Genomic DNA, 23,434 nt, shown 5'->3' with positions numbered 1-23,434 from the left:
CATCGCGCGTGACCAGGGAGGAGCTTGGGAGCTGTCGCGGCCAGATAGAAAGCGGTTTCCTTCGACGACGTCGCAGGAGTCTGTCGGGAGGAAATCGATGGCGTCAGTCGCGATTGGCGATGTCTACAAATCATTCGGAACTGTCGAGATTCTCCACGGCGTCAGCGTGGATATAGAAGACGGCGAGTTCGTCACGCTGGTCGGGCCGTCGGGCTGCGGAAAATCGACCCTTCTCAGGATGATCGCCGGCCTGGAAAAGATTTCGCGCGGCCAGATCGCGATCGGCGAGCGTGTGGTCAACAACGTTGCGCCAAAAGAGCGCGACGTCGCCATGGTGTTCCAGAACTACGCGCTCTACCCGCACATGACCGTCGCCGAGAACATGGCGTTCTCACTGATGCTCAAGGGTGTTTCGAAAGCGGAAAGCGATGCCGGCGTCCAGCGCGCGGCCGAAATTCTGGGGCTTCTGCCATTGCTGACGCGCTATCCGCGGCAGCTTTCCGGCGGCCAGCGCCAGCGCGTCGCCATGGGGCGCGCGATCGTGCGCGATCCGCAGGTTTTCCTGTTCGACGAACCGCTGTCCAATCTCGACGCCAAGCTCCGGGTGCAGATGCGCGCCGAGATCAAGGAGCTGCACCAGCGTCTCAAGACCACGACGGTCTATGTCACCCACGACCAGATCGAGGCCATGACCATGGCCGACAAGATCGTGGTCATGCATGACGGCATCGTCGAGCAGATCGGGCCACCGCTGGAGCTCTACGACAGGCCCAGGAATCTCTTCGTCGCCAGCTTCATCGGCTCGCCAGCTATGAACCTGATCAGGGGTGAAATCGCAACGGAAGGATCCCCGTCCTTTCGGGGCGCCGGAGGAATTTCCCTCCCGTTGACCGCCGCGCCGGCCGTCGCCAGTGGCGATCCGGTGGTACTGGGAATACGGCCCGAGCATCTGCGCTTGTCGTCCGACGATGGCATTCCGGTCACCGTCGTGGTGGTCGAGCCGACCGGGTCGGAGGTGCAGCTCATCGGCCGCACCGCCGGCGGTGACGAGATCGTCGCCAATTTCCGGGAGCGCCATGTTTTCACGCCGGGCGAGATCATACGGCTCTCCGCCGCGCCGGGTTTGATTCATCTCTTCGACGGCAAGACCGGAACACGTTTTGAAACAGGCACTGGATGGTAGGGACCGCACTGCAAGGAAGATAAACCGGAGGAGACGACCATGAAATTCACGAGACGCGATGTAATCCGCACGACCGCAGGTGTTGCGGCCGGAGCCTTGGGAAGCCGGTTTGTCGGCTCGCCGGCATTTGCCCAGGAGGGATTGAAATACAAGCCCGAGGACGGTGCAAAGCTGCGGCTGCTGCGTTGGTCTCCCTTCGTGCAAGGCGATGAGGACCAATGGCTGGCCAACACCAAGCGCTTCACCGAGGCGACAGGAGTGGGGGTTCGCGTCGACAAGGAAAGCTGGGAGGACATTCGCCCCAAGGCGGCGGTTGCCGCCAATGTCGGCTCCGGCCCGGACCTCATGTTCGTCTGGTTCGACGACCCGCATCAGTATCCCGACAAGCTGCACGACGTGACGGAACTGGGCGAGTATCTGGGCGCCAAATACGGCGGCTGGCACGACGGACCAAAGCAATATGCGACACGGGACGGCAAATTCATCGGCCTGCCCCTGGCCACGATCGGCAATGCCATCGTCTATCGGGAAAGCTGGGTGAAGGAGGCTGGCTTCTCGGAGTTTCCGAAGGACACGGCAGGCTTCCTTGAACTGTGCAAGGCATTGCAGGCAAAAGGACATCCGGCCGGCTTCACGCACGGCCACGGCGTCGGCGACGGCAACAACTACGCTCACTGGCTCCTCTGGAGCCATGGCGGCAAGATGGTCGACGAGAGCGGCAAGGTGGCGATCAACAGCCCCGAGACCCTCAAGGCGATCGCCTACGCGCAGGAACTCTACAAGACGTTCATTCCCGGGACCGAAAGCTGGCTCGACGTCAACAACAACCGCGCTTTCCTGGCCGGCGAGCTGGGTGTCATCGCCAACGGCATCTCCGCCTACAACACGGCCAAGATCAACAAGGACAAAGATCCGAAGCTGACTGAAATCGCCAAGGATATCCGCACCACCAACCTGCCGATCGGTCCTGTCGGCAAATCCGTCGAACTGTTCCAGGTGACCACGGCCGTCATTTTCGACTACACGCCCTACCCCAACGCGGCCAAGGCCTACCTACAGTTCATGTTCGAGGATCCGCAAATGTCGGACTGGATCACCTCCTCGGCGGGCTATTGCTGCCAGACACTCAAGGCCTTCGACAACAATCCCGTGTGGACTGCCGACCCGAACAATGCCGCTTACGCGAAAGCCTCGGCGACGCTGCGTCCCAACGGCTATGCCGGGCCGCTCGGCTACGCTTCGGCGGCGACGATGGCCGACTATGTCCTGGTCGACATGTTCGCCAAGGCCGTGACAGGCCAGGCCACGCCGCAGGAGGCGATGGAAGAGGCGGAGAAGCGCGCAAACCGGTACTATCGCGTCTAAGAGCACAGCTGAGCCGGGCAGCAGCCATCATGCTGCCCGGTCCGTTCCTGAAATCGCTTGGCGGCCGCCTGAGCCGACCAAGGAGACCTCCTGAGGAGCTGTTCATGGCCGTGCCGTCCGTTGCCGCCCAGCCGCGTCCGTCGATCCTTTCGCGCCTGTTTGAAAGCCGCAACGCCCTTGGCTTCGGCTTCATGCTACCGGCGGCAGCGCTTCTCTTGGTTTTTCTGACCTACCCGCTCGGGCTCGGCGTCTGGCTCGGCTTCACCGATGCCCGCATCGGCCGCCCCGGTATCTTCATCGGCACGGAGAACTATCAATATCTGTGGAGTGACGGCGTCTTCTGGCTCTCCGTCTTCAACACCTTGCTCTACACGGTCAGCGCCTCGATCCTGAAGTTCGTCCTCGGTCTCTGGCTGGCGCTCATCCTCAATCAGAACCTTCCGTTCAAATCGTTCTTCCGGGCGATCGTCCTGTTGCCTTGGGTGGTGCCGACCGTGCTGTCGGCCATCGCGTTCTGGTGGATCTACGATTCGCAGTTCTCGATCTTGTCCTGGGCGCTTCAGCAAATGGGCCTGATCGACCACCGCATCAATTTCCTCGGCGATCCGGAGAATGCGCGCGCTTCGGTTATCGCGGCCAATGTCTGGCGCGGCATTCCTTTCGTGGCCATCACACTGCTTGCCGGCCTACAGACGATTCCACAGTCACTCTACGAGGCCGCCACCCTCGACGGCGCCACTCGCTGGCAATTGTTTCGCTACGTGACGCTGCCGCTGCTGACGCCGATCATTGCCATCACCATGACATTCTCAGTGCTGTTCACCTTCACCGATTTCCAGCTGATCTATGTGCTGACCCGTGGCGGACCGGTGAATGCTACCCATCTGATGGCGACATTGTCGTTTCAGCGCGGCATTTCCGGCGGCCAGCTTGGAGAGGGCGCGGCCATCGCGGTCGCCATGATCCCATTTCTGCTTGCAGCGATCCTGTTCAGCTATTTCGGCCTGCAACGCCGCAAATGGCAACAAGGTGGAAGAGATTGACATGGTCAAGACGGCGGCGATCAAGAAGGCGAAACGCTCGGACATCGACGAAGGTGGCATGGGCTACCTGCAGAGCGTGCCGCGTCGCGTGGTGACGGTCTATCTGCCGCTGCTGGTGTTCGTCATCGTGCTGCTGTTCCCGTTTTACTGGATGACAATCACGGCTGTTAAGCCCAATCTCGAAATGACCGACTATGCAAATTTCAATCCGTTCTGGGTCGTGCATCCGACCCTGGAGCACATCCGCTATCTCCTCTTCGAAACGTCTTATCCGGGCTGGCTGCTCAACACGATCATCATCTCGACCGCTGCCACATTCCTGTCGCTGCTGGCTGCGGTGTTCGCGGCCTATGCGATCGAACGGCTGCGGTTTTCCGGCGCACGTCAAGTCGGCCTCGCAGTCTTCCTTGCCTACCTTGTGCCGCCCTCGATCCTGTTCATCCCGCTGTCGGTGATGGTGTTCAACCTTGGGCTCTACGACACGCCCTTCGCGCTCATCCTTACCTACCCGACCTTCCTGGTCCCGTTCTGCACGTGGCTTTTGATGGGCTACTTCCGCTCCATTCCGTTCGAACTGGAAGAATGCGCACTGATAGACGGCGCGAGCCGGTGGCAGATCCTCACCAAGATCGTGCTGCCGCTGTCGGTGCCCGGCCTGATTTCTGCCGGCATATTCGCATTCACCCTGTCATGGAATGAGTTCATCTATGCCTTGACGTTCATCCAGTCGTCCGAAAACAAGACCGTACCGGTGGGCGTGCTGACGGAGCTTGTGCGCTCCGACGTCTACGAATGGGGGGCGCTGATGGCGGGAGCGCTGATCGGCTCCTTGCCGGTCGTTGTGCTCTATTCGTTCTTTGTCGAGCACTACGTTTCCTCGATGACCGGCGCGGTGAAAGAATAAGCACCCTTACGTCTGCGCAATCATGAGATATTTTCCCGGCGGCCTGGAATGCCCCGATGGAGGGCACCAGGCGGCCGGTCGATAGTTGCCGGTAACACCGAAATTCAGCTAATCCATCGTCAGGACCATCAAGGAATGACCGCCTCCCCTCCCTTTCTAGGCTTTCCCGATCGCCTCGCCGATGGCCTGGTGCCCCGTGCGGTGATGTTCGCAGCCGGCCACGGCAGCACCTATCCCGGCAAGGACAGCAGCGGCCATGCCTTGGCCGCCGACGCTATTCGCGCTGCGAGCCAGGACGATGCCGCGCTCGTCGAGCATTGGGATTTCGATCTCGGCGGCCCGCTGTTCGATGACAAGCCAGTGTGCTGCATCGACGCCGGCGATATCTTGACCACCATGCATGACAATGCCGGCAACCGAGCCCGTATCGAGGCGAAAACGCGCGAAATCCTGGCATTGCCGGCGGTGCCGATCCTGCTCGGCGGCGACTGTTCCGTGACCATTCCCTTCCTGGCAGGCTTTGCGGATCACGAGCCGGTCTGGGTCCTGCAGATCGACGCCCATATCGACTGGCGCGACGAGGTGCATGGCGAGCGCTACGGCTATTCGAGCCCGATGCGCCGGGCGAGCGAGATGCCGCATGTCGCCGGCATGGTGCAGGTCGGCCTGCGTAGCGTCGGCAGCGCAGGCATCAACGAGATCGAAGCGGCACGGCGCTATGGCAGCCGCTTTGTGACCGCCCGCGAGATCCACGCCCAGGGTGTCGAAGCCGCACTCCGACATATTCCGGAAGGCGCGCGTGTCGTCGTCACCCTGGATTGCGACAGCATCGATCCCGGCATCATGCCGGGCGTGGCGGCGCGTACGCCCGGCGGCCTCACCTACACGCAGGTGATCGACCTGATCGCCGGCTTAGGCAAGTGGGCCAGGATCGCAGGATTCGACCTTGTCGAGTTCTATCCTCCCGCCGACATCGACGGCCTCTCGGCCCTGACCGCCGCTCGCCTTCTGGTCAATGTGATCGGCACCATCGTCCGACAGGTTTGAAAAACAGCCTTCTCTCTTCAACCAGACAGCTCTCCGAGTGGCGTCAAGCCCACGGCCAGCGCAAGGCATGACTGCTATGTGGCGCCCGCAGCTGAAATGCGCCGATGCACGCCGTCCAGGCTTTCCGCCAGTGCATCGAAGACGCCGCGGGCCGTGAGTTCGCTCAGGACCTGCTCGTTGATGCCGCCGCGGGTCGCATAATCCTGGGCCAGATGCGTGAAGTCCTCATCAGGCGCCGTCTCCGGAGCGTGTCCGAGCGCCATGAAAAGCGCAGCGATATAGTCGCGCCCCTTGCTGTCCGGCACATCATGGGCTTTCAGCCAGCGATGGATCGTATCGAGATATTTGAAGTAGGCGGCATAGGCCGCGGTCACGACGCTCAATGCATCGAACTCGCTCGAACTCCCGACCTCGATCACCTTCGCCAATCCGCCGAACAGCGCGGTCACGTCCGGATCGGGCGGATAAATGATCGTCGCCCCCAGCCGTTGGGCGATCATCGGCATGGGCAGGGCTTTCGTCACGCGGCTCGCGGGTGCGGTCAGGCTGATTATTTCCTCGCGCGACAGCGTGGCGATCAGGCTGATGAGGTGATGGTCGCGCCGAAATCGCAATTCGGGCAGTACCTGGTGTGCAATTTGCGGCCGCACCGCCAGCATAACGGTGTCGCATGCATCGAGCACCGCCTGATTGTCGGCGGCGACATCCACATTCGGAAAGCGGGAGGCAAGGTTGGCGGCGATCTCTTCGTTGCGCGGCGACAGGAGCACCGGTACCGGATCGCCCTCGCGGGAATTGAGCCCAGTGACGATGGCTGAAGTCAGCGCCCCGGAGCCGATGAAGCCGAGTTTCATTTGATGCTCCAAGTCGGTTCTTCGGCTGACCATCCGCCGATCATCGCCGCCCCTGCTCCAGGCCAATCTGGTAGCTCAGCGAACGCTTCTCCCCCTGTGGGATCAGCATCACCCCAGGTTTGTCAGAGAATTCGCCATCGAAATCGACCGGGCTTGCCATACCATGCCAAGGTTCGAGGCACAGGAAGGGCGCGCCGCCGGGCTTTGACCAGATGCCGATCTCCTCCGCTCCCTGCCATGACATTTCTATCGCCGGACCGCGCTCGGCCGCATAACGCACGCTGGTGCTGGCGAGCCGATCCAGGATCACGGCGTCGTCATCGAACAGCCGCTCAGACAGCGCAAGCGTTCTGCCTTCGATGGGCGTCGGCTGTGGCGCCTGGAGCAGAAGGCCCTCCCTGAGCCGGCGAACCGGTGCGGGCTCATCGCTGGCAAAGGTCAGCCGGTAGGCCTCCTTGGCCAATTCCGGCAGCAATGGCCAGTTGAATGCCGGATGTGCACCGATCGAAGCCGGCAATAGCTCCTCGCCGGTGTTGGTGATGTCGAAGATCACGCCGAGCTGCCGGCGCTCCAGCGTGTAGGTCACCGCGAGACGAAAGGCGAAGGGGTAGTGCGCACGGGTATCCGCGTCGTCGGTGAGAACCAGCGTGCAGGATCCTGGCCCTCTCTGCACCCAGGCAAACCGCTTGTCGCGCGCGAACCCATGCTGCGTCATCGGATAGGTTCGGCCGCGATGGCGCAACTGGTCGCCCTTGAGCCGCCCGACGATCGGGAATAGCACCGGCGAGTGACGCCGCCATTCCGGGCCGGCCTGCCATAGAAACTCCGTGCCGTCGGCATCGCGCAGGGAGACCAGTTCGGCGCCCTGCCCGACGACGGTCGCCGAGATGCCGTCGCAGTGAAGCGTCTGGCTGTCTTGTTCCATATGTCCTCGCGGTTTGCTGGCGGGACAGCCAGGTTAGCAAAAGCCTTCGCGGACTCAAGGGTGAGCGCGCCTTCGTCCTGGTGCTTGCCGGATCAGATGGCGGTCAAGGGCAAGCCAGGCAAGACCTTGTCAAGGGTGATCGGAAATTCGCGCACCCTCACGCCAGTGGCGTTGTAGACGGCGTTGGCGACAGCAGCCCCCGCCCCGCAGACGCCAAGTTCGCCTAACCCCTTGGCGCCGAGTGGATTGGCCTTGTCATCGTGTTCCTCGAGGAAGACGACCTCCATCCCGGCGATGTCGGCATTGACCGGGACGTGATACTCGGCAAGGTCGTGGTTGACGAAGTGGCCGTAGCGCTGATCGAGCACCGTCTCCTCCATCAGCGCCGCGCCGATGCCCCAGCTCATGCCGCCGATGATTTGCGAGCGCGCGGTCTTCGGATTGAGGATGCGGCCGGCACCAATCACTGACAGAAAGCGACGCATCCGGATCTCGCCGGTATCGCAATCGACCGCGACCTCGGCGAAATGCGCGCCGTGTGAGTGCTGGGAATAGGCCTTGTAGGTTTCGGTGGCATTGGCGGCGGCAACTGAGCCTTCGGCCTCGAACCCGTCCGGGGCAATATCGCGAATGAGATCGCTCAGCCTTGCCGAACGCTCGCCAACCCTGACTTCGCCGTGGGAGAAGTTCGCCTCGCTGACATTGACGCCACGGAACGGCGAAGCTTCGCTCGACCGTGCCACTTCCAGGATCCGCTGCTTGAGGATGCTGCACGCCTGATGCAGCGCGGAACCCGAACTCGTCGCGCCCCAGGAGCCGCCGGAGCCGGCAGTGCGCGGGAAAAGGCTGTCGCCGAGCTCCACCTTGACAGATGAGAGCGGCAGGCCAAGGCTTTGCGCGGCGATCTGGGTCAAGATCGTATAGGTGCCGGTGCCGATATCGGTCATGTCGAGCCGTGCCGTTACCTGGCCGTCCCGGTCAATCGAGACCCGCGCCGTCGTCGCGCCGATATAGTTCGGACGGATCGCCGCCGCCATGCCGTAGCCAATGAGCTTGCGGCCCTCCCGGGTACGGCCGGGCACCGGATTCCGACCCTGCCAGCCGAAACGACGCGCACCCTCCTCCATGCAGGCCACGAGGTTGCGGGTCGAAAACGGCACACCGCGCTCCGGATCCTGTGTCGGCTCGTTGCGGATCCTGAGTTCGATCGGATCCAGCCCAAGACGCTCGGCAAGTTCGTCCATGGCGCATTCGAAGGCCAGCATGCCCGGCGCTTCTCCGGGCGAGCGCATCCATTCGCCGCGGTTGATGTCGAGTCGAACCAAGCGATGGCGGGTGACGCGGTTCGGCGCCGCATAGAGCGAGCGGGCAAAGGCGGCCGTCTGCTCGCAATACTCCTCGAAGCTCGACGTCGCCGACCAGACGTCATGCGAGATCCCGGTGAGCCGTCCGTCGCTATCCGCTCCGAAACGCAGCTGATGGATCATCTCGGCGCGATGACCGGTGTTGGCGAACATCTGCTGGCGCGTAAGCGCGATCTTTACCGGGCGCTGCAAGACCCGCGCCGCAAGCGCTGCCAGCACCGTGTCGGCATGGATAATCAACTTGGAGCCGAAGCCTCCGCCGACGAAGGGGCTGACGATGCGCACGCGCTCCGGCGGCATACCGAGCGTGCTGGCAACGCCTGCCCGATAATTCGCAAGCGTTTGCGCCGATGTATGGATCGTCAAATCGTCGCCTGACCACACGGCGATCGTCGCATGCGGTTCCATAGGGTTGTGGTGCTCGAAGGGCGTCCGATAAGTGGCGTCGATCTTGACCGGAGCTTGCGCGAAGGCACTCTCGAAGTCGCCGAGTACGCTGTCCGTCGCCAGGCCGGCATTTGTCCGCCTGGGTGCATAGGCATCGCTGAGATGCGCTTGGAGATCGTAGGTACCCGTCTCCTCTTCGTAGCGCACCCTGATGAGCCCCGCAGCGGCACGCGCCGCTTCGAACGTCTCCGCGACGACCAGCGCCACCGGCTCGTCATAGTAACGCACGCGGTCACTGTTGAGCGCCGGTCGGGCGCGGGTGAAAACCTCCGGCACGGTCGGTGTCACGGCTGGGCCAAAATCCGGCTGTGGCGGAGCATTCCGGTGCGTCATGACGCCGACTACGCCCGGTGACTTTTCAGCGTCCGAGATATCGATCTCTGCGATGCGGCCCTTGGCGATGGCGGCGCCGAGAATATATCCATACGCTACGTCGTCGATTGCATGCTCATAGGCGTAAGTCGCGCGGCCCGTCACCTTGAGCGGCCCGTCGATGCGGTCAACCGGACGACCGATGAATTCAACATGTGGGGAAGATTTCATCCCTGAACGGGAGGCAAAGCCGGTCGAATCGGCAGACTGTCCGCGAAGCGTCGTGTTCTTGTGCATGGGCTCACCTGGAATGTTCAGTTCGCGGCTGCCGCAAGCGTGTGCCGCACCGTCCGTTTCGCCAGCGGGATCTTGAAATCATTGTCGCCATGCCCGACCGCCTCGGCCAGCGCGGCTTCGGCGGCTTCGGTAAAAGCGCCGTCGGACGCCACCGAGCCGGCGAGCGTTTGCTCAGCCGCGGTCGCGCGCCAGGGCTTGGCCGCGACGCCGCCCATGGCGATGCGGGCGCTGCGTATGCGGTCGCCGCTTTTCTCGACGATCGCCGCCACCGACACCAGTGCGAAGGCATAGGAGGCGCGGTCGCGCACCTTGCGGTAGAGCTGCCGACCGGGCGGAGGAGCCGGCAAGGTGACCGCGGTGATCATCTCACCATGGCCGAGCGCGGTCTCCACGTCGGGCGTTGCCCCGGGCAGACGATGGAGGTCGCCGATCGGAATGGTTCGGGTTTCGCCGCCGGGCGACAAGGTCTCGATCCTGGCGTCGAGCCCGACCATGGCAACCGCCATGTCGGAGGGATGAACAGCAATGCAGGCGTCGCTTGCGCCGAGGACCGCATGCACCCGGTTGAAACCTTGCAGTGCGGCACAACCGGAACCCGGCTCGCGTTTGTTGCACGGCATGTTACGATCGTAGAAATAGAAGCAGCGCGTGCGCTGCAGGAGATTACCGGCGGTCGAGGCCTTGTTGCGGATCTGGCCGGAAGCTCCCGCCAGCAGCGCTTGCGAGAGCATCGGGTATTGCGACCTCACCCGCGGCTCGGCGGCAAGATCACTGTTGCGGACCTGCGCGCCGATGCGCAGGCCGCCCTCCTCCGTCTCCTCGATCCGGCCGAGCGGCAGGCGGCTGATGTCGACGAGATGCGCCGGCCGCTCGACATCGAGCTTCATCAGGTCGAGGAGATTGGTGCCGCCGCTGATGAATTTGGCGTCTGGCCGATTGGCAACCGCGGCGGCTGCCTCTTCCGCCCTCCCGGCGCGCTCATAAGTGAAAGCCCGCATCGCTCACGCCTCCCCTGCCGCGTCGCGGATGGCGGCGACGATGTTCGGATAGGCAGCACAACGGCAGATATTGCCGCTCATTCGTTCGCGGATCTCGGCATCGTTGAGCGCGACCGAGGCTGCCGCCACTTCGTCGCTGGCATGGCTCGGCCAACCCTCCCTGGCCTCGCCCAGCATGCCAACCGCGGAGCAGATCTGGCCGGGCGTGCAATATCCGCACTGAAAGCCGTCGCGTGCGATGAAAGCGGCCTGAACGGGATGAAGCCGGTCGCCGTCGGCGAGCCCTTCGACAGTGGTGATCTCGTCGCCCTCATGCATGACAGCGAGCGTCAGGCAAGAATTGATCCGACGCCCGTTGACGAGGACGGTGCAGGCGCCGCACTGGCCGTGATCACAGCCTTTCTTCGAACCGGTAAGGCCGAGATGATTGCGGAACGTGTCGAGCAGCGTTGTCCGCGGATCGAGCTCGACGGCAAAGTCCCTGGCATTGATGCGCAGCGACACCGGCATCGTTGGTCCCGGCGTGGTGGATGCGGCTGCGACGGCGGGCTCCATTTGCTGGGCTTCAACCGGTAGCCCGGTTGCCAGCAGCAGACCGGTCGCGGCCCCTCCCTCCAGCACCGCTCGACGCGTCGGTCCGTTCCTGTTGTCCGTCTCAGCCATGCGTGATCTCCCGGGCGCAGTGGTAAGGGCTCGACAGCGACCCCGGCCCGACAGCGGGCGCGTCGGGTGCGCTCATTGACGCTTATGGACGTGGTCCGGCAGGCTCGGCATTTCTTTCAGGAAATCGGCGGCACTATCAGGATTCCGGAGAAAACTGCACCCGGTAGGCCCGAGGAGTCATGCCTCTGAGGCGCCGGAACGTCGCGGTGAAGTGGCTCTGGCTCGAGAAGCCGAAGCGAAAGGCAATGGTGCCGATGGACACCCCGGTTTCACGCAGCACGAGTTCCGCCCGCCGGACCCGTTCCTCGATCACATAAGCGTAGGGTGCGAGACCGGTCGTCGCCTTGAAGCGGCGCGCAAACGTGTCGACTCCCATCTCTGCGACGGCCGCCAGCTCGCGCAGCGAAATATCGGAGTTGATGCGTGCCTCGATGTATTCCCGGATGCGGGCAAACGTGCGGCGGCTGAGACGGCCGTAACGCGGGGCTGGGAGTTGCTTGCCGGCCAGCATCGCCACGCGCAAGCTGACGAGCGCAGCCAGATGCTCGACATAGCCAGTGTCCGGCTTGTGGCCGAGCGCCATCTCGACCCGGAGCGAACTCAAAAGCGTTGCGATGACGTTGTCGCTCCTGTTCACCAGGATCGGCGTATCCGCCAGGCTTTCGCTTCCTGGAAATTCGGGATCGATCCACAGGGCCGAATAGGAAAGATTGACGTCCCGGTAGGTCCCGAGCCGCTCCGCACCGGCGGGTACGAAGGTGAGGTCTCCCGGACGATCCATCCCGTCGTAGACGGACTTTTCCCCGGAGCGGATCGATGTATGCGACGTCCCGCCTTCTTCAGTCAGTACGACCAGATGGTGGGGAGCCGTCCAGCGGAGTTCAGCGTCCCGGCACACCCAGCGCCGATTGTCGAAAACGACCGAAGAGTCGACCCAGGCTGCCGTTTGCAGGGTTTCCGACTTCTCCTCCCGGCTCCGAATCCGTCCGTGACCAAGCAAGGGTCTGAATGACATCGCGATATTTTAGTGATCCACTTTTGAGCAACAGAACGCTCGGGTTGGAATTATTCGCCGGCCTCCGATGGCAAGATGATCAGCACGGGAGCCGGGGCCTGCCCGATCTGGTTGATTGGGCAGGCTGGCAGGAAGGCGCTACTCGCGCTCGCCGGTGAAATTCAGCAACAGCTGGAAGATGTTGATGAAGTTCAGATAGAGCGAGAAGGCGCCGAAGACGGCGAGCTTCTGGCGCGATTCGCCGTCGAAGTTCTCCGCATACTGTTCCTTGATGGTCTGCGTGTCCCAGGCGGTCAGGCCGATGAACACGGCGATGCCGATCACCGAGATGGCGAACTGCAGGGCGGTCGAGCCGAGGAAGATGTTGACGATGCTGGCGATCACCACGCCGATCAGGCCCATGATCAGGAACGACGAGAACTGGGTCAGGTCGCGCCTGGTCGTGTAGCCGTAGAGGCTGGTGGCGCCGAACATGGTGGCGGCGATGAAAAAGGTGCGCGCGATGCTGGTTCCGGTGAAGACCAGGAACACGGAAGCGAGCGACAGGCCCATGACCGCGCAGAACGCCCAGAACATCGCCTGGGCGCTGGCCGCCGACATGGTCTGCATCTTGAACGAGAACAGCAGGACGAAGGCGAGCGGCGCCAGCATCACGACCCATTTCAGCGGGCTGGAGAAGATCGGCACGTAGAGCGCCGGCGTCGACGAGATCATGAAGGCGACCAGGCCGGTGACCACCAGGCCAACGCCCATGTAATTGTAGACGCGCAGCATGTGCTGGCGCAGGCCCTCGTCGAAGATGGCGCCGGTTTGGGCGGCGGCGCCGGTGCGGTATCCCAGATTGGGCGTGTTCATTTGCATTCTCCTTTGTGGATCGATCAATAAAGCGTCTTGGCGAGCGTCTCGGCTGCGCGGTCGAGGTCGTGGATTTCGCTTCGTCCGACCACCGCATAGGCAACCTCGCCGATCTGGAAATAGGCCGATGAGATGTCGCCCGAGGGTGCGACGGTCGGCTTGACGACGTCGAAGGTTCCCGGTCGGATCGCAAACAGCGATACCAGCCCCATGTCTTTGGTCTCGACCGCCATCTCGACGCTCGGCCCAAAGCGCGACGGATAGATCTGTACGTCACGGACCTTCCAGTCCTCAGGTAGCGACGGCATGACGATGGCGGTCGCGGCGCGGATCTCGCCGGCGTTGTAATTGGGCGCTTCCTGCTGCGACGGCATGCTCTCGCGCACCAGCGTCGTTCTGTGGGCCCGCACGGCCTCGTCGACATAGGCGGGCGGCTGCGGCGAGGCGACGACCTTGGTCACCGACATCGGTCCGACGATGCCGTTCGCCAGCCAGCCGGCGGCAACGAAGGCGGCGACCGCCGCTGCGCGCTGCAACACGCCGAAGATACGGCCGCGGGCAAGCCCCCTCTCCAGCCGCCGCGCGGCATCGGAGGTCGCCGGCCGCGCCATGCCGGTGGAGCCTGCAAGCGCCACGCGCAGTTCATCGCGGGTTCGAAGATCCGACATCACGCGCGCCGCGGCCTCCGGCCTCGCGGACAGAAACGCCTCGACCTCGATGCGGCGAGTGACATCGATCTGGTCGTCGACATAGGCGTCGAGATCGATATCGGTCACGGGATCGACAGTTGCTGTCATGATGGGCCTCCAACGATCCTGAGGTGGTTTTTCGCCTTCGCGGGCTCCTCTATCTCGCGCAGTGCGGCACGCGCCCGGCCGATGCGCGACATCAGCGTTCCCAAGGGCACACCGCTGGCATCGGCGGCCTGCTGGTAGGACAGGCCTTCGATGGCGACGAGATGCAGCGCTGAACGCTGTTCTTCCGGCAGGCTGAAAAAGGCTTCGCGGACCTGCGCCAGGCGCACCGAATGTTCCTGCGGCGCCGGCGTGCTGCCATCGGCCAGGTATCCGGCCTGTTCAAGGCGTGCCGCTTCGGACCTGCGGGACCGCATCTTGTCGATGAAGGTGTTGTGGACGATCGACAGCAGCCACGCGCGCAGATTTCCACCGGAGCGGAAGGTGCCGCGCCGCTCATAGGCACGCACCAGCGCATCGTGCACGAGATCCTCGGCCTCCGTGCTGTCGCGCGTCAGCGAGCGCGCGTAACGGCGCAGCGAACCGAGCTGTCCTATGATGTCAAAGCGAGGCATCGACGGTTTCATGTCCTGTTTACGGAGCATGTGGGGATTTTAATCCCTGCCTTGCCAATTTTCTTCGCCGGGTTCGCTGGAGGATATCGTTCGCTGCTGCCCCAGAAAGCTTTGCGCGGACTGAGACGACAGGAAAAGCGCTGGCGAAAAGTGACCGATTTGCGTATCACTCCGCCGCAATTGGAGCCTTTCGATGTTTGAAACCCTGCAGCCCGCCCCCGCCGACAAGATCCTTGCCCTGATCGGCCTCTATCGCGCCGACCCGCGGCCCGACAAAGTCGATCTCGGCGTCGGCGTCTACAAGGATCGCGACGGTAAGACGCCGGTCATGCGCGCCGTGCGCGAGGCCGAAAAGCGCCTGCTGCAGGGCCAGGACACCAAGACCTATCTCGGCCTCGCCGGCGATATCGGCTTCAACACGGTGATGGCCAAGCTCGCCTTCGGTCCGGACGCCGACATGACGCGCATCCGCGCCGCACAGGCGCCCGGCGGCTCCGGCGCGCTACGGCTGGTGGCGGAACTGCTCAAGCGGACACGCTCGGACGCGACCATCTGGCTGTCGGACCCGACATGGCCGAACCACATGCCGGTGATGCGTGCCGCCGGCCTGCAGATCCGCGAATACCCCTATTTCGATGCCGCATCGGGCGCCGTTCGTTTCGAAGACATGCTGGCGGCGTTGCGGACGGCAAAGAGCGGCGACGTCGTGCTGCTGCACGGCTGCTGTCACAACCCCACCGGCGCCAACCTGGATGCTGCCCAGTGGGCAGCCGTTGCCGATCTGGTCGTCGAGCGCGAACTGCTGCCGTTTGTCGACATCGCCTATCAGGGCTTCGGCGATGGCCTTGAGGCCGACGCCCTCGGTTTGCGCCTGCTGGCCGCGAAAGTTCCGGAAATGGTCGTCGCCTCGAGCTGCTCGAAGAATTTCGCCGTCTACCGCGACCGCGTCGGCGCGGCGATGATCCTGGCCAGGGACGGCGCGCAGGCGGATGTGGCGATGAGCCAGATGCTTTCAGCGGCGCGCGCCATGTATTCGATGCCGCCGGACCACGGTGCTGCCGCGGTGCGCATCGTGCTGGAAGACGCCGCCTTGCGTGCGGACTGGGAGGCCGAGCTTGAAGAGATGCGCCTGCGCATGCTGAGACTCCGGGTCCAGTTCGCCGAAGCGCTGCGGCGTCAGTCCAATTCCGACCGTTTCGATTTCGTCGCCGACCATCGCGGCATGTTCTCCCGCCTTGGCCTCACGGAAGCGCAGGTCGAACGGCTGCGTTCCGAGCACGGCATCTACATGGTCGGAGACAGCCGCATCAATGTGGCCGGCCTGCCCGAGGACGGCATGGAAGAACTCGCCAAGGCGATCGTTTCGGTACTCGACTGAGGCGGCTCATCTGTGGACAAGGCTCCCGCGCCGGCTGACAGTGTTGGCCGCGCGACAGGCGGCGGGATAGCGTCCGTTAGACTGTTTTGACGCAATTCCGGACAGAAAACCGTTTCACACTTTTCCTGGAATAGCTCTAGATGACACCATCGAAAGACATTTCGCGCCTGATCGAGATCATGGCGGCGCTGCGGGCGCCGAAGACCGGCTGTCCCTGGGACATCGAACAGGATTTCTCGACCATCGCACCCTACACGATCGAAGAGGCCTACGAGGTGGCGGACGCCATCGCGCGCGGCGACCTCGACGATCTGCGCGATGAGCTCGGCGATCTCCTGCTACAGGTCGTCTACCACGCGCAAATGGCTGAAGAGGCGGGTGAATTCGCCTTCGGCGATGTGGTCCAAGCGATCACCACCAAGATGATCCGCCGCCATCCGCATGTCTTCGGCGACGAAAAGGCCCGCAGCGCCGGCATGGCCAAGGGCATGTGGGAAAAGATCAAGGCCGAGGAGAAAGCGGAGAAGCGACAAGCCCGCCTCGCCCGCGGCCTCGACCCGGAAGACAATGGCAAGGGGTTTCTGGACAGCGTACCGGTCGCCCTGCCCGCGCTGACGCGAGCCCTGAAACTTCAGGAGAAGGCCGCCCGCGTCGGCTTCGACTGGAGCGAGGCAGCACCCATCCTCGACAAGATCGAGGAAGAGATCGGCGAATTGCGCGAGGCCCTGGCCAAGGGCGAGACGGCCTCGATCAAGGACGAGTTCGGCGACATGCTGTTTGCCGTCGTCAATCTCGGGCGGCACTTGAAGGTCGATTCCGAAGCGGCGCTGAGCGGCACGAATGAAAAATTCCGGTCGCGCTTCCACTATGTGGAGCAAGCCCTGGAAAAATCTGGCAACACGCTGGACAAGGCTGGCCTAGCCGAGATGGAAGCGCTCTGGCAGGAAGCAAAAACCGCGAAGTAAGTTACATTACCCGTTGTTTTTCCGACGCAATCTGCTTTCGATCTCTTCGCGGGCGCTTTGCGTGGCCTTGAGCGAGATGGTGGCGCTGCCATCATCATTGTCGCTTCGCGAAACGACATCGCCATTGCGATAGAGCCAGTCGACAAGGCCGAATTGCGCCGGCTCGATCGTCACCGTCAGGTCTTCGAGTTCGCCCGCCATCCGCGTTTCGATGATCGCCTTCAGGGCATCGATACCCTCACCGGTCACCGCCGATACCGCAATCGGCGGCGCCTTGCTGGCATCGACGCTGTCGGCAAGCAGCCGGCTCCGGTTGCCCTCGTCGAGCCGGTCGATCTTGTTCCAGACCTCGATGACCCGCTTGGCGTCACCTGCGTCGACACCGAGGTCAGCGAGGATGCGCTCGACATCCTCGGCCTGAGCCGCGGTGTCCGGATCGGAAATGTCGCGCAGATGGATGACGAGATCGGCCTCGACCACCTCTTCCAGGGTGGCGCGGAAAGCCGCGATCAGATGCGTCGGCAGGTCCGAAATGAAGCCGACCGTGTCCGAAAGGATGATCGGCGTGCCATGCGGCAGGCGCACACGGCGCAGCGTCGGATCAAGGGTGGCGAACAGCATATCCTGCGCCAGTACATCCGCTCCGGTCAGCCGGTTGAACAGCGTCGACTTGCCGGCATTGGTGTAGCCGACGATCGCCACCACCGGAAACGGCACCTTCTTGCGCTTGGCGCGGTGCAGGTCGCGGGTGCGGCGCACCGTTTCCAGCTCTTGCTTCAGCTTGATGATTTTTTCCTGCAGCTGCCGCCGGTCGGATTCGATCTGCGTTTCGCCGGGACCGCCGAGGAAGCCGGCGCCGCCGCGCTGGCGCTCGAGGTGGGTCCAGCTGCGCACGAGGCGGCCCTTCTGGTAGTTGAGATGGGCGAGCTCGACCTGCAGCGTGCCTTCCTTGGTTCGCGCGCGCTCGCCGAAGATCTCAAGGATCAGCCCGGTGCGGTCCAGCACCTTGGCGTTCAACTCTTTCTCCAGATTGCGCTGCTGCACCGGGGTCAGCGGATGGTCGACGACGACCACTTCCGCGTGTCCCTCTTTGACGATTTCTGCGAATTCGGCGACCTTGCCGCTGCCGAGCAACGTCGCCGGGCGCGGATCATTGACGGTCACCACCGCGGTGTTGATCAGATCAAGATTGATGGCCCGGGCAAGACCGACCGCCTCGTCGTGACGCGCATCAGCAGAACGCATCAGCCGTGGACGGTTCGTCTCGTCGTCGTTGCGCTGGTGGCGGGTAAGGACGGGCACAATGACAACGGCCCGGGTCGGGCCCTTGGCTTCCGTCCCGGGATGATGCGCTGGTTTTCCGCGAACGGTAGCGTCCGCGTCTTTCTCACGTGCCAATCAGGCGCCCTGGCTTTCCTCGCCATCGAACATTTGAACCGGCTGGCTCGGCATGATCGTGGAAATGGCGTGCTTGTAGACGAGCTGGGAGTGACCGTCACGGCGCAGCAGGACACAGAAATTGTCGAACGAAGTGACCACGCCGGTCAGCTTGACGCCGTTGATGAGGAAGATGGTGAGCGGGTTCTTGCTCTTGCGAACTGAATTCAGGAACAGGTCCTGAAGGTTTTGCGATCGTTCCGCCATTGTTCTTGTCTTTCGCCGATCCCCTTCGGTTTGCAAGCCAATGCGCCAAATTAACGGGCACATGTCAAGCTCGCAAACACCGTCTTGTCGTCAGTAACGACAAGCAGAACGAGATATATTGATGTTCATTCCACCTGTGCGGTTATCAGGCTGGACTTTTTTCCGCAATGTCAAAAAAGGCTTGCCGCAACGAAAGTGTTATTGAGCCGGGGTGCCCATTGGCGACGGGATCGCCATCGATGGCCACAACCGGCATGGCGATTGTCGTTGCGGAACTGATGAACGCCTCGCGTGCCGCCTTGGCCTCGGCGACGGAAAAGCCGCGCTCCTCGATCTTCAGGCCAAGCTTCGCGGCCACTTCGAACATGGTCGTACGGGTAATGCCGCGCAGGATGCCATGTTCGGCCGGCCTGGTGACCAGGACGCCGTCCCTGGTGACGATCCAGGCGTTGGACGACCCGCCTTCCTTGACGTTACCGTCGGTGTCGACGAACCATGCTTCCTGCGCGCCGGCTTCCTTGGCCTTCTGCTTGGCCAATACATTGGGCAGCAGCCCGACTGTCTTGATGTCGACCCTGTCCCAGCGGTTCTCGGGCACGGTGATGACGGCGATGCCGGTCTCGGCGCGCTTTGTTCCGGCGGCCGGATCGGCCTTCCTGGCGGTGACCACCAGGGATGGCTTGGTGTCGGCGGAGGGGAAGACAAAGTCGCGGCTGGCAACGCCGCGCGTCACCTGGACATAGACCAGGCCATTGGCGACATGATTGCGGTTGACCACCTCGCGCAGGATCAGCGGCAGCACGTGGGAGGTGACTGGCCATGCGATCGACAATTCGGTCAGTGAGCGGTTCAACCGCGCCAGATGGCGCGGCATGTCGACGATGAAGCTACGTGCCACCTCGCAGACCTCATAGACACCGTCGGCGAACTGATAGCCGCGATCCTCGATATGCACGGCAGCGTCCGCGTGCGTGACATAGCGCCCGTTGACATAGGCAATGCGCGGCATTGGCGACCCCTCAGAAATTCTCGGGCTTTCTTATGCGATTCCGCCGCCGCCGTAACCGGCAAATGCTTGGCCCAAGTGCGGATGGCTGGATGCCGTGCTCAGACGCCCAGCGACTTCAGCTTGCGGTGCAAAGCGGAGCGCTCCATGCCGATGAACTCGGCGGTTTTCGAGATGTTGCCGCCGAACCGATTGATCTGGGCGATCAGGTAGTCCTTCTCGAATTGTTCGCGCGCCTCGCGTAACGGCAGCGCCATGATGTGCTGGTCGGATTGATTCGGCGTGCGCGGCATGACATCGCCGATCTCGGCCGGCAACAGATCCGCGGTGATTGGCGCATCGACGTTGTCGCCGCGCGCCAGGATCATCAGGCGCTCGACATTGTTGCGCAGCTGGCGGACGTTGCCCGGCCAGTTGTGCGCCTGCAGCACGGCCAACGCGTCGTCGCCGATGCGGCGCGGCTTGATGCCGGCCTGACGGGCGATCTGCTTCATGAAATTGTCGACGAGATAGGGAATGTCCTCGCGCCGCTCGGCCAGTCCCGGCACCATGACCGGAACCACCGCCAGGCGATGATAGAGATCCTCGCGGAAACGGCCGTCGGCGATCATCGCTTCGAGGTTCTGCGAGGTCGAGGAGATGATGCGGACATCGACCTTGACCCGCTTGGTGCCCCCTACCCGCTCGAACTGCTGCTCGACCAGCACGCGCAGGATCTTGTTCTGCGTCTCGCGCGGCATGTCGGCCACTTCGTCGATGTAGAGAATGCCGCGATGGGCCTCCTCGAGCGCGCCGACCTTGCGCTCGACGCCGTTCGATTCGGTGCCGAACAGCTCGATCTCCATGCGCTCGGGCGTGATGTTGGCGGCGCTCAGCGTCACGAAAGGTGCGCCCTTACGCGCCGACAGCGTGTGGATGGCGCGCGCGGCCAGTTCCTTGCCCGAGCCTGACGGGCCGATGATCATCACGCGGCTGTTGGTCGGTGCCACGCGTTCGATGGTCTGGCGCAACTGGCTCATCGCCGACGACATGCCGATCAGATCGAAGGTTTCGCCGCTGCGCAACTTGAGGTCGGAAACCTCGCGCCGCAGTTTCGAGGTCTCAAGCGCACGCTCGGCAATGAGGATCAGCCTGTCGGCCTTGAACGGCTTTTCGATGAAGTCATAGGCGCCGCGACGGATGGCGGAGACCGCCGTTTCGATGTTGCCGTGGCCGGAGATCATCACCACCGGCAAGGTCGGGTGCATCGTCTTGATCTCGTCGAGCAGCGCCAGCCCGTCCAGGCGCGAGCCCTGCAGCCAGATGTCGAGGAAAATCAGCCGCGGCGCGCGATCAGCTATAGCAGCGAGCGCGCTGTCGGCATCGAATGCCGTGCGGGTTTCGTGACCTTCGTCGCTCAGTATGCCCGCAACGAGTTCACGGATGTCTTCCTCGTCATCGACGATGAGAATATCAGACGCCATTACCGACCTTTTCAGTTTCTCGTTCGTTTTCCGTCCTGCTTTCGCCGCGTGGAGCCGCGGCGGCCGCAGGCGGCAGGATGATGCTGATCATCGCGCCGCGCCCATCGTGGAAGTTCGCAGGAGCATCGTGTAGTTCCAGCCTGCCGCCATGGTCCTCCACGATCTTCTTGACGATAGCGAGGCCAAGTCCGGTGCCCTTCTCGCGCGTTGTCATGTAGGGCTCGAGCAGCCGTTGGCGATTCTCGCGCGGCAGACCTTTGCCATTATCGATGACGTCGATTCGAATCGCACCATTCTGACGCCCCGCTTGAATCCGGATTATGCCGTGCGAACCATCCTTCTGTTCCAATCCGTCGATTGCCTCAGCGGCGTTTTTGATCACATTGCCGAAAGCCTGCGCCATCAGCCGGCTGTCGAAGGTACCCTTGAGCGGTTCGGTGCCGAATATCCGCTCGAAAGTGATGTCGGCGCGGCTGACTTCGACCAGGAACGAAGCCTCGCGCAGCGATTCGCGCAGGTCGATAGCCTTCATCTCGGGCTTGGGCATGCGCGCGAAAGCCGAGAACTCGTCGACCATACGGCCGATATCCTCAACCTGACGGATGATGGTGTCGGTGCATTGATCGAAAACCTCGCGGTCCTCGGTAATCACCTTGCCGTAGCGGCGCTTGATGCGTTCGGCCGAGAGCTGAATCGGCGTCAGCGGGTTCTTAATCTCGTGGGCGATACGCCGCGCCACGTCCGCCCAGGCGGAGGAGCGCTGCGCCTGCACCAGATCGGTGATGTCGTCGACCGTCACGACATAGGATTTTTCCTCCGAGCCGTCATCGCCGGCCTCGATGGTGATCTGCACATTGAAGGTCCGCTCGGCGCCCGCACGGTAGAAGGTGACCTGCTCGCGGTAGACGGGTTTGCCGGACTTGCGGCCGATTTCGAAGACACGGCCGACATGCGGCAGCACGGCTGAGAGGTTCTGCCCAAGGGCGGCGTTGGCTGAAATGGCCAGCATCGCCTCGGCCGAGCGGTTGACGATGGTGACGATGCCGTAGGGATCGACGCCGATGACGCCGGCGGTGACGCCGGCAAGCACGGCCTCCGAGAAGCGGCGCCTCTCATCGATCAGGTCCTTCGCGGACAGGATCTCGTTACGTTGTGATTTCAGCTCCAGAAGCATCTTGTTGAATGTATCGCCGAGCGAGGCGACATCGCCATCCGATGGCCTGACCGGAACCGCGACATCGAGATTGCCGGTCGCGACCTCGTCAGCGGCACCGATAAGCTGGCGAATGGGCCGCACCAGACGGTCGGCGACGGCGATGCCGGTCCAGATCGCGGACAGGATGATGATCAGCGTCAGCGACAGATAGGGCAGCGCGAACGCCACCTGCGAGGTGCGGCGGTTGTCTTCCAGCCCGCGATATTCGTCGGTGTTGGACCTGACGATCTGCCGCGCCTTGATCACTTCGGGATCGACCAGGCGAATGGTGTAGAGATAGAGCCCTTCGATCTCACGCAGCTTGACGATGGCGCCCATGATGTTGCGCGTTTTCGGCTCGATCAGCACCGGCTTGAAGTCGGCGGCGCTGGCCACGGCGCCTTCCGGCGGCTCGGGCATGGCGAAATCCGTATTGGTCTTGGCACTCATGACGAAAGAGCCGTCGGGCTTGATTAGCGCCGCATGGGCCAACGACCGGCCTACGGCTTCCTTGTTCATCAGGTCGAGAAAGCCAGTGCGATCAAGCCCGTAGAGCGTTCGCGACGCGTCGAGATCATAGGCCATCGACAGGGTCGTGCCCTGGAGGTTGCGGGCGTTTTCCTGGACATAGGCATCTGCGATCGACAGCGACGAATTGACGATCGTCTTGGTGCGGATCTCGAACCAGCGGTCAAGGCCGATGTCGAGCGTGATCGACGCGATGATGGCCACCATGATCGCGGGAATGGCGGCAACAAGAGCGAACATGGCGACGATGCGCACATGCAGCCGCGAGGCGGCCTTGCCATGCCGGCGCGCCATCAGGATGCGGTGCACTTCACGCCCGACCAGCGCGATGAGGAACAGCACGAAAGCCGCGTTGAGGGCAATCAGCGCCAGCGTGGTCGACTCGTTCGGGGTGATCGGCGTGGCGCCGACCAGGATGGTGAACGAGATCGCCGCCGTCATCAGCGCGCCGACGACCGCGACCACGCCGGGCAGCGCCAGCAGCCGGCGCCCGTCACGCGCGCCGGGTTCGCTGAAAAGCGGTTGATTTGTTGTCGGTGCCTGCGGAGCCATGTCGCCGTCTAGAGCCATGATTGCGTCGGATGTATGCAACGCATTGTGGCGATTATGCAACAAGTGTGACCGAGACGGAAATCTTTCGCGAGCCGGTCCCCTGAAAAAACCGCGCTCAGATC

The 23,434-nt window shown here is 63.0% G+C and carries 21 protein-coding genes; 7 read left to right on the top strand and 14 right to left on the bottom strand.

Features of this window, described 5'->3' with window-relative positions; all coding sequences use genetic code 11:
- Positions 1-97: 97 nt before the first annotated feature.
- From NKI38_RS12820 to NKI38_RS12800, 5 genes are all read left to right on the top strand, one after another.
- A complete protein-coding gene (locus NKI38_RS12820; RefSeq protein WP_352634538.1) occupies positions 98-1,183 on the top strand; it encodes an ABC transporter ATP-binding protein in 1,086 nt (361 codons plus the stop codon).
- Between the two features lie 39 nt (positions 1,184-1,222).
- Positions 1,223-2,548 (top strand): ABC transporter substrate-binding protein, encoded by a 1,326-nt coding sequence (locus NKI38_RS12815; protein WP_352658013.1) that lies wholly within the window; start codon positions 1,223-1,225, stop codon positions 2,546-2,548.
- A 191-nt stretch (positions 2,549-2,739) separates the two neighbouring features.
- A complete protein-coding gene (locus tag NKI38_RS12810) occupies positions 2,740-3,591 on the top strand; it encodes a carbohydrate ABC transporter permease (RefSeq protein WP_502899301.1) in 852 nt (283 codons plus the stop codon).
- 1 nt (position 3,592) lies between these two features.
- Positions 3,593-4,495: a carbohydrate ABC transporter permease gene (locus NKI38_RS12805; protein ID WP_352658007.1), complete on the top strand. Its 903-nt coding sequence runs from the start codon at positions 3,593-3,595 to the stop codon at positions 4,493-4,495.
- Between the two features lie 135 nt (positions 4,496-4,630).
- Positions 4,631-5,542 (top strand): agmatinase, encoded by a 912-nt coding sequence (locus NKI38_RS12800; RefSeq protein WP_352658004.1) that lies wholly within the window; start codon positions 4,631-4,633, stop codon positions 5,540-5,542.
- Between the two features lie 74 nt (positions 5,543-5,616).
- Here NKI38_RS12800 and NKI38_RS12795 read toward each other — a convergent pair whose 3' ends face one another.
- From NKI38_RS12795 to NKI38_RS12755, 9 genes are all read right to left on the bottom strand, one after another.
- Positions 5,617-6,396, bottom strand: a complete 780-nt coding sequence (locus NKI38_RS12795) for a pyrroline-5-carboxylate reductase (RefSeq protein WP_352658001.1) — start codon at positions 6,394-6,396, stop codon at positions 5,617-5,619.
- Between the two features lie 40 nt (positions 6,397-6,436).
- Positions 6,437-7,321: an aldose 1-epimerase family protein gene (locus NKI38_RS12790; RefSeq protein WP_352657998.1), complete on the bottom strand. Its 885-nt coding sequence runs from the start codon at positions 7,319-7,321 to the stop codon at positions 6,437-6,439.
- Positions 7,322-7,413: 92 nt separating this feature from the next.
- The gene (locus NKI38_RS12785; protein ID WP_352658086.1) at positions 7,414-9,675 is read right to left on the bottom strand and encodes a xanthine dehydrogenase family protein molybdopterin-binding subunit; all 2,262 of its coding nucleotides are present in this window, start codon (positions 9,673-9,675) and stop codon (positions 7,414-7,416) included.
- A gap of 83 nt (positions 9,676-9,758) precedes the next feature.
- Positions 9,759-10,739, bottom strand: a complete 981-nt coding sequence (locus tag NKI38_RS12780; RefSeq protein WP_352657995.1) for an FAD binding domain-containing protein — start codon at positions 10,737-10,739, stop codon at positions 9,759-9,761.
- 3 nt (positions 10,740-10,742) lie between these two features.
- Entirely contained in the window at positions 10,743-11,402 is a 660-nt protein-coding gene (locus NKI38_RS12775; RefSeq protein ID WP_352657992.1) for a 2Fe-2S iron-sulfur cluster-binding protein, read from the bottom strand.
- A 136-nt stretch (positions 11,403-11,538) separates the two neighbouring features.
- On the bottom strand, positions 11,539-12,417 hold the full coding sequence (locus NKI38_RS12770; protein WP_352657990.1) for a helix-turn-helix domain-containing protein: 879 nt from the start codon (positions 12,415-12,417) through the stop codon (positions 11,539-11,541).
- A gap of 138 nt (positions 12,418-12,555) precedes the next feature.
- Positions 12,556-13,272, bottom strand: coding sequence for a Bax inhibitor-1/YccA family protein (locus NKI38_RS12765; RefSeq protein WP_352657988.1), 717 nt, complete (start codon positions 13,270-13,272; stop codon positions 12,556-12,558).
- A 23-nt stretch (positions 13,273-13,295) separates the two neighbouring features.
- The gene (locus NKI38_RS12760; protein ID WP_352657986.1) at positions 13,296-14,069 is read right to left on the bottom strand and encodes an anti-sigma factor family protein; all 774 of its coding nucleotides are present in this window, start codon (positions 14,067-14,069) and stop codon (positions 13,296-13,298) included.
- Entirely contained in the window at positions 14,066-14,581 is a 516-nt protein-coding gene (locus NKI38_RS12755) for a sigma-70 family RNA polymerase sigma factor (protein ID WP_352657983.1), read from the bottom strand. The genes NKI38_RS12760 and NKI38_RS12755 overlap by 4 nt, the downstream gene beginning before the upstream one ends.
- Positions 14,582-14,774: 193 nt before the next feature.
- Between NKI38_RS12755 and NKI38_RS12750 the strand changes: the two genes are divergently transcribed.
- Both NKI38_RS12750 and mazG read left to right on the top strand, forming a co-directional pair.
- Positions 14,775-15,959, top strand: coding sequence for an amino acid aminotransferase (locus tag NKI38_RS12750; RefSeq protein WP_352657980.1), 1,185 nt, complete (start codon positions 14,775-14,777; stop codon positions 15,957-15,959).
- 140 nt (positions 15,960-16,099) lie between these two features.
- On the top strand, positions 16,100-16,924 hold the full coding sequence (mazG, locus tag NKI38_RS12745) for a nucleoside triphosphate pyrophosphohydrolase (protein WP_352657977.1): 825 nt from the start codon (positions 16,100-16,102) through the stop codon (positions 16,922-16,924).
- Between the two features lie 6 nt (positions 16,925-16,930).
- On the opposite strand, the gene hflX is transcribed toward mazG, so the two are convergent.
- From hflX to NKI38_RS12720, 5 genes are all read right to left on the bottom strand, one after another.
- Complete coding sequence (hflX, locus tag NKI38_RS12740) at positions 16,931-18,322, bottom strand: GTPase HflX (protein ID WP_352657973.1); 1,392 nt, start codon at positions 18,320-18,322, stop codon at positions 16,931-16,933.
- Positions 18,323-18,568 carry an RNA chaperone Hfq gene (gene hfq / locus NKI38_RS12735; protein WP_006202172.1) on the bottom strand — a complete coding sequence of 82 codons (246 nt, stop codon included), beginning with the start codon at positions 18,566-18,568 and terminating at the stop codon, positions 18,323-18,325.
- A 145-nt stretch (positions 18,569-18,713) separates the two neighbouring features.
- Entirely contained in the window at positions 18,714-19,577 is an 864-nt protein-coding gene (locus tag NKI38_RS12730; RefSeq protein WP_352657970.1) for a D-amino-acid transaminase, read from the bottom strand.
- Positions 19,578-19,675: 98 nt separating this feature from the next.
- A complete protein-coding gene (ntrX, locus tag NKI38_RS12725; protein ID WP_352634502.1) occupies positions 19,676-21,037 on the bottom strand; it encodes a nitrogen assimilation response regulator NtrX in 1,362 nt (453 codons plus the stop codon).
- Positions 21,027-23,312 carry a sensor histidine kinase NtrY-like gene (locus tag NKI38_RS12720; protein WP_352657967.1) on the bottom strand — a complete coding sequence of 762 codons (2,286 nt, stop codon included), beginning with the start codon at positions 23,310-23,312 and terminating at the stop codon, positions 21,027-21,029. The genes ntrX and NKI38_RS12720 overlap by 11 nt, the downstream gene beginning before the upstream one ends.
- Positions 23,313-23,434 lie beyond the last annotated feature (122 nt).

The organism is Mesorhizobium sp. M0621, assembly GCF_040320745.1.
Lineage (GTDB): Bacteria > Pseudomonadota > Alphaproteobacteria > Rhizobiales > Rhizobiaceae > Mesorhizobium.
The sequence above is the reverse complement of the archived record's forward strand: the minus strand, read 5'-3'. Positions and strand labels throughout refer to the sequence as shown.